The organism is Streptomyces sp. NPDC026062, assembly GCF_055568375.1.
Map to the genome: position 1 here is coordinate 1 of NZ_JBVHOQ010000088.1, position 10,198 is coordinate 10,198.

At 72.0% G+C, this 10,198-nt stretch carries 6 protein-coding genes; 3 read left to right on the top strand and 3 right to left on the bottom strand.

All coding sequences use genetic code 11. From position 1 onward, the window contains the following. On the bottom strand, nucleotides 1–1,344 hold a 1,344-nt coding region (locus ACZ4LX_RS37305), incomplete at its 3' end, for a heavy metal translocating P-type ATPase (protein WP_467651438.1). Between the two features lie 222 nt (nucleotides 1,345–1,566). Here ACZ4LX_RS37305 and ACZ4LX_RS37310 point away from each other — a divergent pair. Both ACZ4LX_RS37310 and ACZ4LX_RS37315 read left to right on the top strand, forming a co-directional pair. Continuing rightward, complete coding sequence (locus ACZ4LX_RS37310) at nucleotides 1,567–2,256, top strand: copper homeostasis protein CutC (protein ID WP_467651439.1); 690 nt, start codon at nucleotides 1,567–1,569, stop codon at nucleotides 2,254–2,256. Between the two features lie 503 nt (nucleotides 2,257–2,759). After that, complete coding sequence (locus ACZ4LX_RS37315; protein WP_467651440.1) at nucleotides 2,760–5,411, top strand: glycoside hydrolase family 9 protein; 2,652 nt, start codon at nucleotides 2,760–2,762, stop codon at nucleotides 5,409–5,411. A gap of 116 nt (nucleotides 5,412–5,527) precedes the next feature. Here ACZ4LX_RS37315 and ACZ4LX_RS37320 read toward each other — a convergent pair whose 3' ends face one another. Beyond that, nucleotides 5,528–7,600 carry a HelD family protein gene (locus ACZ4LX_RS37320; protein WP_467651441.1) on the bottom strand — a complete coding sequence of 691 codons (2,073 nt, stop codon included), beginning with the start codon at nucleotides 7,598–7,600 and terminating at the stop codon, nucleotides 5,528–5,530. Nucleotides 7,601–7,970: 370 nt separating this feature from the next. Here ACZ4LX_RS37320 and ACZ4LX_RS37325 point away from each other — a divergent pair, with 370 nt between their 5' ends. Continuing rightward, complete coding sequence (locus tag ACZ4LX_RS37325) at nucleotides 7,971–8,159, top strand: hypothetical protein (protein ID WP_467651442.1); 189 nt, start codon at nucleotides 7,971–7,973, stop codon at nucleotides 8,157–8,159. Between the two features lie 126 nt (nucleotides 8,160–8,285). Here the strand turns inward: ACZ4LX_RS37325 and ACZ4LX_RS37330 are convergent, their stop codons facing one another. Beyond that, nucleotides 8,286–9,929 (bottom strand): DNA repair helicase XPB, encoded by a 1,644-nt coding sequence (locus ACZ4LX_RS37330; RefSeq protein WP_467651443.1) that lies wholly within the window; start codon nucleotides 9,927–9,929, stop codon nucleotides 8,286–8,288. Nucleotides 9,930–10,198 lie beyond the last annotated feature (269 nt).

Genomic DNA, 10,198 nt, shown 5'->3' on the forward strand with positions numbered 1-10,198 from the left:
GGTGCCGACCATGAGGGCGGTCGGGGTGGCGAGGCCGAGGGCGCAGGGGCAGGCGATGATCAGTACGGCGACGGCTGCCGTGAACGCGGCCGTCAGCCCCTCGCCGCTGCCCAGCCAGAAGCCGAGCGTGCCGAGCGCGAGCACGATCACGACGGGGACGAACACCGCGGAGATCCGGTCGGCCAGCCGCTGGGCAGCCGCCTTGCCGTTCTGCGCGTCCTCGACCAGCTTGGCCATCCGGGCCAGCTGGGTGTCGGCGCCGATCCGGGTGGCCTCGACGACGAGCCGGCCGCCCGCGTTCAGCGTCGCGCCGGTCACCGCGTCACCGACCGTGACCTCGACGGGCACGGACTCACCGGTGAGCATCGACGCGTCCACCGCCGAACTGCCCTCCACCACCATGCCGTCCGTGGCGATCTTCTCGCCCGGACGGACCAGGAACCGGTCCCCGACCCGGAGATCGTCCGTGCTCACGGTGGTCTCACGGCCACCGCGCAGAACGGTGACCTCCTTCGCGCCGAGCTCCAGCAGCGCCTTCAGCGCGGCGCCCGCCTTCCGCTTGGAGCGGGCCTCGAAGTAGCGCCCGGCCAGGATGAACGCGGTGACGCCGGCAGCGGCCTCCAGGTAGATGTTCCCGGAGCCGTCGCTGCGGCCGATGGTCAGCTCGAAGGGGTGCGTCATGCCGGTCATCCCGGCGGTGCCGAAGAACAGTGCCCACAGCGACCACAGGAACGCGGCCGAAGTGCCGACCGAGATCAGCGTGTCCATGGTGGCCGCGCCGTGCCGGGCGTTGGTCCACGCGGCGCGGTGGAAGGGCCAGGCGGCATACGTGACGACGGGGGCGGTGAGCGTGAGGGAGAGCCACTGCCAGTTGTCGAACTGGAGGGCCGGGATCATCGACATCGCGATGACCGGCACCGCGAGCAGGACCGCCGTGACCAGCCGTTGCCGCAACGGGCGGAGTTCGTCCGCCTCCGCCGTCCCGGTGGGGGAGTCGCCGTCGTGCCGTACCGGCGGGGCGGGCTCCTGCGCGGTGTAACCGGTCTTCTCGACCGTGGCGATCAGGTCCTGTACGGAGACGTCCTCGCCCCGGTAGCTGACCCTGGCCTTCTCGGTGGCGTAGTTGACGGTGGCCTCGACCCCGTCCATCCGGTTGAGCTTCTTCTCGATCCGGGCCGCGCACGAGGCACAGGTCATGCCGCCGATCGCGAGCTCGACCTCTGAGGCGACGCCGGTACCGGCGGGTCCGCCGGTGGCAACGGTGCCGGCGGGTCCGCCGGTGGCAACGGTGCCGGTGGTGGCTGCGGTCTGCGCGGACACGGGCCCTCCTTCGATCGGATTCATACCCCTGGGGGGTATGCGGTTGTGATTCAGGTATACCCCCTACCCCTATAGGAACGCAAGGGTGATCCACGACGGAGCCGAGGGTCGCGCGCCTCCGGTCGGCCGTCGCGCCCCCGGCCTCGCGTATCTTCACGTGCGCGGTGAGGCTGCATCCCCGGCCTACCGCCCCGTAGGCTGGCATTGGACTAGACCTATAGATGCTTTCTGGAGGATTGGGTTCCCATGAGCAACCGTGCAGTCCTGGAGGTGATCGCTCTCGACGCGGGGGACGCGGTCGCTGCCCAGGCGGGTGGTGCGGACCGGCTTGAGCTGGTCACCGACATGGCGGCGGACGGCCTCACCCCGTCCTGCGCGACGTTCGCGGAGATCCGCGCGGCGGTCGACATTCCGCTGCGGGTGATGCTCAGGGTGGCGGACGGCTTCGCGGCCGGCGACGTCGGCGTGCTCGTGCGCAAGGCGCGTGAACTGCGGGCGGAGGGCGCGGACGAGTTCGTGCTCGGTTTCCTGGACGAGGAGGGCCACCCCGACCTCGTCGCGGTCGAGCGGATCGTCGCCGAACTGGACGGCTGTGCGTGGACGTTCCACCGTGCGATCGACCGCGCCACCGACCGGGACGCGCTGCGCAAGGCCCTCGCCGATCTGCCGGGCCTGGACACCTACCTCACCGCGGGTTCGCCCGCCGGGGTGGACGAGGGCATCCCCACCCTGCTCGTCGAGGCGGCGCGCAAGGGTGAGCCGGGGTACGAGCCGCAGATCCTCGTCGGCGGCGGCCTGCGTCTGGACCACCTGCCGGAGCTGCTGGACGCGGGTATCGACGCGGTCCACATCGGCGGCGCCGCCCGCCCGGGCGGCTGGGCGGGTCCGGTGGACGCGGCGGCGGTACGGGAGTGGCGGACGATTCTCGACGCGTAGTGCGTAGTGCGTAGTGCGTAGTGCGTAGTGCGTAGTGCGGTAGTGCGTGGGCGCAACGCGTAGCGCACAGGCGTACGCCGTCGGGCGAGAACATGACGGGCGGGGCGGGAAGCCGGACACGGCTCCCGCCCCGCCCGTTGTGCGACGGCTCCGTCCCACCCGTTGTGTGGGACGGAGCCCCGCCCACCCGTTGTGTGGGAGAGCCCCGCCCGCCCGTCGCCGCGACGGCGCCCCGCTCCGCCGGGTGTGCGAGCGGCGTCCCGGTGAGTGCGAGCGGCATCCCGGTCACCTGGGTGCGCGAGTGGCATTCCGCCGGGCCGTCCGCAGGCTTGTGCTGTCACGACTCTGGCGTAACAAACACCACCGGCTTCACAATGGCGACACGGCGGTGTGGGAACGCTCCCATGGTGCCTCCCCTGCTGTTTCCGTCATGTATGGGAGCGTTCCCACCGCTCATTCGCCTTCCGTCGGACCTTCCCCCACCCCCTACCGAAAGGCCCCCGGTGAACGCCTCTCCGCCCCCGTCCCCCACCGGTCGCACCCGCGCCCGGCGCGGGCGCCGTGTGTTCGGGACATTAGCCCTCACCGCACTGTTCGGCGGTGTCCTCACCGCACCGGGCGCCGCCGCCGAGGACCCGGGCCCGGCCCCGGAGCAGATCACCAACGGCGACTTCGCCGACGGCACCGCGCCCTGGTGGTGGACCGCCAACACCGCCGCCGCCGTCACCGACGGCCGGCTCTGCACCGACGTGCCGGCCGGAACCGCCAACCCGTGGGACGTGATCGTCGGCCAGAACGACATCCCGCTCGTCGCGGGGGAGACGTACAGCCTCACCTACACGGCCACCTCCACCACCCCGCTGTCCATCCACACCAATGTGCAGCTGGCCGTCGACCCATGGACCACGGACCTCTCCTCGACCGACCCGATCGGCACCGAAGCGGTCCCCGTCACCCACGTCTTCACCGCCACCGCCGACCGCGACGCCGCCCAGCTCGCCTTCCAGATCGGCGGCAGCGACGAGGCGGCCACCTTCTGTCTCGACGACGTGTCCCTGCGCGGCGGAGCCGAGCCGCCCGTGTACGAGCCCGACACCGGCTCGCGCGTCCGTGTCAACCAGGTCGGCTACCTCCCCCGGGGCCCCAAGAACGGCACCCTGGTGACCGACGCGGCCGACCCGCTGCCCTGGACCCTCCGGGCCCCCGACGGATCGGCGGCCGCCACCGGCACCACCACCCCGGGCGGCATCGACCCCACCTCGCGCCAGAACGTCCACACCTTCGACTTCGGTGACGTCCCGACGGCCGGCGACGGCTACACCGTCGAGGCGGACGGGCAGGTCAGCGAGCCCTTCTCGATCGGGGCCGAACTGTACGACAGCCTGCGCGGCGACTCGCTCGCGTACTTCTACCAGAACCGCAGCGGCATCGAGATCGACGCGGACCTCGTCGGCGAGCAGTACGCGCGCCCGGCCGGTCACCTGGGCGTCGCCCCCAACAAGGGTGACACGGATGTCCCTTGCAAGCCGGGCGTCTGCGACTACAGCCTCGATGTGCGCGGCGGCTGGTACGACGCCGGGGACCACGGCAAGTACGTCGTCAACGGCGGCATCGCGGTCGCCGAGCTGATGGACACCTACGAGCGGACCCTGACGGCCGACGGAGCGGAGTCCGCCGAACTCGGCGACGGCGCGCTGGCCGTGCCCGAGCACGGCAACGACGTGCCCGACATCCTCGACGAGGCGCGCTGGGAACTCGACTTCATGATGCGCATGCAGGTCCCCGCCGGGCAGCCGCTCGCCGGAATGGTCCACCACAAGGTGCACGACGCCCAGTGGACCGGTCTGCCGCAGCTGCCCCACCTCGACCCCCAGCAGCGCGAGTTGCACGCGCCGTCCACCGCCGCGACCCTCAACCTGGCCGCTTCGGCCGCCCAGTGCGCCCGGCTCTTCGCCCCGTACGACGCGGAGTTCGCCGACCGGTGCCGTACGGCCGCCGAGACGGCGTGGACCGCGGCGAAGGCCCATCCGGACGTGCTCGCCGACCCCGACGACGGCACCGGCGGCGGGACGTACAGCGACGACGACGTCTCCGACGAGTTCTACTGGGCCGCCGCCGAACTCTTCACCACCACCGGCGACGACACCTACCGCCGGGCGCTCCTCGACTCGCCCCTGCACGGCGACACCGACGCGGCCTTCCCCGCCGACGGCGGCATGTGGTGGGGCGGCACCGCGGGACTCGGCGTCCTCACCCTGGCCACCGTGCCCAACGACCTCACCGCCGGCCAGCTCGCGCAGGTCCGCTCCGTGCTGACCACGGCCGCCGACCGCTACGCCGCCCAGACCCGGGACCAGCTCTACGGTGTCCCCTACGCCCCGGCCGGCCAGAACTACGTCTGGGGCTCCAACAGCCAGGTGCTCAACAACATGATCGTGCTCGCCACCGCGGCCGACCTCACCGGAAAGGGCGAGTACCGCGACGCCGTACTGCGCGGCGCCGACTACCTCTTCGGACGCAACCCGCTCAACCAGTCGTACGTCACCGGGTACGGCGAGCGCAGCTCCGAGAACCAGCACCACCGGGTCTGGGCGCACCAGAGCGACCCGTCCCTGCCCCACCCGCCCGCCGGCTCCCTCGCGGGCGGACCCAACCTCACCGCCCCCACGTCCGGGGACCCGGAGGCGGCGGCCAAGCTCAAGGGCTGCGCCGCCGCGATGTGCTACCTCGACGACAACGGCTCGTACGCCACCAACGAGGTCGCCATCAACTGGAACGCGCCGCTGGCCTACATCGCCTCGTACCTGGACGACGCCGGTGACGGGGCGGGACCGGCCCGCGCCTGCACCGTCACCTACTCCTCGCACCCCTGGAGCACCGGCTCGACCACCACGGTCACGGTGAAGAACACCGGAACCGAGGCGCTCACCCCCTGGTCGCTGACCTGGCTGCTCCCGGGCGACCAGCGGCTCAGCCACACCTGGAGCGCCGAACTCGCCCAGTACGGGCGGACGGTGACCGCCTCACCGCTGTCCTGGAACCGCACGCTCGCACCCGGCGCGGCGGTCGACTTCGGGTTCAACAGCAGCGTCTCCGGCGCGGCGGCCGACCCGGGCACGGTCAAGCTGAACGGGAGGGCCTGCACGACGGGCTGACCCGCCCCGGGGGCGGGGCGGCATCACACCGCCCCGCCCCCGGTTTCCCGCGCTCGTCCCGGCCGGCCCGGTCACGGGCCCGACCCGCCAGGAGCCACGGATCCGCGGGCCAACCCTCAGCCCAACTCCTCCGGCAGGGCAGCGGCGTGAAGGACAATCAGCCCCGACACCGCACGGGTCAGGGCGACATACAGCCGCCGCAGCCCGGTCCGCTCGTCGGGCTCGCCGTCGACCACGGCCGCCGGTTCGTCCAGTACCACGTAGTCGTACTCCAGACCCTTGGCCAGCGACGCCGGGACCAGGGTGAGCCGGGACTCGGCAGTCGTCTCCTCACCGGGGGAGAGATACGTGTGCCCCGCGGCCGTCAGCGCTTCCGCCAGTGCGGGGATACGCGCGTCGGCGGCGATCAGACCGGTCGAACCCTCCTGGGTCAGCGACTCCACGCACGCCGCGACCACCGCCGCGTCCAGCGCGTCCGCGCCCGTCACCTCCCGGACCGACAGCGAACCGGGGGACTCACGCACCGACTCCACCGCCGCGAGTCCCGGCGAGATCACCGGCAGCAGCCGCGACGCGTACGCGATCACCTCGCGCGGCACACGGAAGCCCGCCGTCAGCTCCTCCACCACCGCGTCCGTCTTCCCCAGATGACGCAGCGCCTCGTCCCAGCTCTCCGTCGACCACGGGGTGGTGCCCTGCGCCAGGTCACCGAGGACGGTCGCCGAACCGGTCGAGCAGCGCCGGCCCACCGCCCGGTACTGCATGGGGGACAGATCCTGCGCCTCGTCGATCACCACATGACCGAGCGAGTGCGTACGCGCCACCAGGTCGGCCGCCTCGTCGATCAGCACCGCGTCCGCCGCCGACCACTTCGCGGACTTCACACTGCGGGCCGGCTTCGTCCACAGGACCGTCTTCTGCTCGTCCTCACTGAGCAGCCCCTCCGCGTGCGCGGCCAGGAACTCCGGGTCCGACAGCAGCCGCAGCACCAGCTTCGACGGCTCGACGGCAGGCCAGATCGCCTTCACGGCCGCCTTCACCGCAGGGTTGCGCGCCACCGCGTTCTGCACCCGGTCGTCGGGCGCCTCGCCCGCCTCCTCCATCCGCACCAGCACGGCGTGCGCGATGCGCTGCGGAAGAGCCTCGTGCGCGGCCCCGTACCGCATGTCGCGGGCCAGCAGCTCGGTGACCATCTCCTCGATCTCGTACGCCGGTACCCGCCAGCGCCGCGAACCCCGCACCACCATCACCGACTCCGTCGGCATCGTCACATGCGAACGGATCGCCCTCCGCAGCACCTCCGCCATCCGGGCGTCGCCCTTCACCACGGCGGCCCGCGCCTCGTCCGTGGCCCGGACCTCGACCTGCGCCGTCACCAGGTCGTCGACCGTCGCCTGCTTCACCTCCAGCTCACCGAGGGCCGGCAGCACCTGCTCGATGTAGTGCAGGAACGACTTGTTCGGCCCGATGACGAGCGTGCCGGTGCGGGCGAGCCGTTCACGGTGCGCGTACAGCAGATACGCGACCCGGTGGAGGCCCACGGCCGTCTTCCCGGTGCCGGGCCCGCCCTGCACACACACGGTGCCGCCGAGCTCGCTGCGGACGATCTCGTCCTGCTCGGGCTGGATCGTCGCGACGATGTCCCGCATCGGACCGACGCGGGGCCGCTCGATCTCCGCCTGGAGGAGCTTGCTCGTTCGCGCCGTCTCGGACGGGTCGGTGAGGTGCTCGTCCTCGTACGCGGTCAGCTCACCGCCGGTGTAACCGAAGCGGCGCCGCCGGCCGACGTCGAGCGGGTCGTTGCGGGACGCCCGGTAGAACGGCTGGGAGACCGGCGCGCGCCAGTCGATGACCATCGGATCGCCGTCGGCGTCGTGGACGTGGCGGCGCCCGATGTAGAACTGCTCGCCCTCCGCGCCCTCGGCCTGCGCCGCACCGACCACATGGAGGTAGTCCAGCCGCCCGAAGAAGAGCGGAGTGTGGGCGAGATCGGCGAGCGACTTGATGCGGTCGGCGATCTGCGCCTGCAGTACTGCGGCGTTGACCCAGTTCGCCGTGACATCGCGGATGTTCAGCGCCTGGGCGTCCTCGCGCATGGCGCGCAGCGCGGCACGCGAGGCCGCGAGATGGGCGCGCTCGTGGGCGAGGGGGTCGGTGGTGGTGTCGCTTTCGTGTTCGTGCGCGGGCACGGTGTTGCCTCCGGCATTCAACGCAGGACGGCGGACCGCACCCCGTCCCGGTCACTGCTCGGGGACGATGCGGTCCGCTCGGGGATCGATCACTGGTGCGCACATGGATGTGCGTACGGCTGTCGGCCGGTTTCCGTCCGGTCGGCGGCGCTCCCCCGGCTGCCGGTGTGCGTCCTGGGACGGCCGGTACCACGGTGCGGGAGGCGGGCAGACCGGCGATTGTATCGACCGCTCCCGCCCGGCGCGAACGAATATCGCGCGGGTACGTCCCGTAGGGGACGGCGTCCGACCACAGGGGTAGGCGCACGCCCCCGCGCTTCAGCCTGCGGACCGACGCCGCGGCCCACCCGTCCGGAGCACCATGGAAGACATGAGCACCGTCACCCTGAACCCGCGAAGGACCGGCCCCGCGCACGGCGCGACCGCGGCCACCGGCCACCGGCACCACCACCGCACCGGAGAAGCGCTGCGCGCCGTGAAGGTCTTCGTACGGGCGGCGTTCGGCGTCGTCGTCCTCGGGGAGTACGCGGAGGAGGCGGGAGTCCGCCGCGCACACTGAGCCCGACGCCCCGCCCCTTGCCGGCGGCCCGGCGGCCGGGCCCTGCGCCCCGGCCTCGGCCGCCTCCGCTCCCCGTCCCTGTGCTGCCTGTCCCGTCAGCTGTCCGTCCCTGTGCTGCCCGTCCCGTCAGCTGTCCGACAGCAGCTCGTCCGCGTCCACGATCCGGTACGCGTAGCCCTGCTCGGCCAGGAAGCGCTGGCGGTGCGCCGCGAAGTCCTGATCGATCGTGTCGCGGGCGACCACCGAGTAGAACCGCGCCTCGTGCCCGTCCGCCTTCGGCCGCAGCACCCGGCCGAGCCGCTGGGCCTCCTCCTGGCGGGACCCGAAGGTGCCCGACACCTGGATGGCGACGGTGGCCTCCGGCAGGTCGATCGAGAAGTTCGCCACCTTCGACACGACCAGCACGCTGATCTCGCCCTCCCGGAAGGCGTCGAACAGCTTCTCGCGCTGGGCGTTGCTGGTCTCGCCCTTGATCACCGGGGCATCCAGATGCTCACCCAGCTCGTCGAGCTGGTCGATGTACTGCCCGATGACCAGCGTCTGCTCGCCCTGATGCTTGCGCACCAGCGCCTCGGTGACCTTCCGCTTCGTCGCGGTCGTCGCGCAGAACCGGTACTTCTCCTCGGCCTCGGCGGTCGCGTACGCGAGCCGCTCCGAGTCCGTCAGATTGACCCGCACCTCGACGCAGTCGGCGGGCGCGATGTAGCCCTGCGCCTCGATCTCCTTCCACGGGGCGTCGAACCGCTTCGGCCCGATCAGCGAGAAGACGTCCGACTCGCGCCCGTCCTCCCGCACCAGCGTCGCCGTCAGACCGAGCCGGCGGCGGGCCTGGAGGTCGGCGGTGAACTTGAACACGGGCGCGGGCAGCAGATGCACCTCGTCGTAGATCACCAGCCCCCAGTCGCGGGAGTCGAACAGCTCCAGGTGCGCGTAGACGCCCTTGCGGCGCGTCGTCAGCACCTGGTACGTGGCGATCGTGACCGGCCGGATCTCCTTGCGCGTACCGCTGTACTCGCCGATCTCGTCCTCGGTCAGCGAGGTCCGCTTCACCAGCTCGTGCTTCCACTGCCGGGCCGAGACCGTGTTCGTGACCAGGATCAGCGTGGTCGCCTTGGCCTGCGCCATCGCACCCGCCCCGACCAGCGTCTTGCCCGCGCCGCAGGGCAGCACGACGACCCCGGACCCGCCGTGCCAGAACCCCTCGACGGCCTGCTGCTGATAGGGCCGCAGCGCCCAGCCGTTCTCGTCCAGCTCGATCGGGTGCGCCTCGCCGTCCACGTACCCGGCAAGGTCCTCGGCGGGCCAGCCCAGCTTCAGCAGCGTCTGCTTGACCTGTCCGCGCTCGGACGGGTGCACGGCCACGGTGTCCGGATCGATCCGGGCCCCGACCAGCGGCTGGACCTTCTTCGACCGCAGGATCTCCTCCAGGACCGGCCGGTCCGTGGAAGTGAGCACCAGCCCGTGGACCGGGTGCTTGGAAAGCGTGAGGCGGCCGTACCGGTCCATCGTCTCGGCGATGTCGACGAGCAGTGCGTGCGGTACGGGGTAGCGCGAGTACTTCACGAGTGCGTCGACGACCTGCTCGGCGTCGTGCCCCGCGGCGCGGGCGTTCCACAGCCCGAGCGGGGTCAGCCGGTAGGTGTGGATGTGCTCGGGCGCACGCTCCAGCTCCGCGAAGGGTGCGATCGCACGGCGGCAGGCGTCGGCCTGTTCGTGGTCGACCTCCAGGAGCAGTGTCTTGTCGCTCTGGACGATGAGGGGTCCGGTCACGCGCTTCGGCCCTTTCTGCGGGGCCGCCACGGGGGGTGGCGGGTACTGGCCAAACCTCCAGTGTGCCGTATGTGGGGGCGGGGTGGGGGGCCTGCTTGTCGCCCCGGTCCGGGGCGGGGGGTTCCGTCCTCAATCGCCGGACGGGCTTGGTGTGCGGGTCGCCCCGGTGGGGGCGCGGGTCCCCCACCGGGGTTCGCCCTGTCCCGGTGGGTGGGGGTCCGGTGCCCCTCCGGGGCGTCTCCTCGAACGACGAACGTTCCGCCGGTACG

Coding starts and splice junctions, on each gene's coding strand:
- ACZ4LX_RS37310 (WP_467651439.1), top strand. CDS start 1,567: ATGAGCAACCGTGCAGTCCTGGAGGTGATCGCTCTCGACGCGGGGGAC.
- ACZ4LX_RS37325 (WP_467651442.1), top strand. CDS start 7,971: ATGAGCACCGTCACCCTGAACCCGCGAAGGACCGGCCCCGCGCACGGC.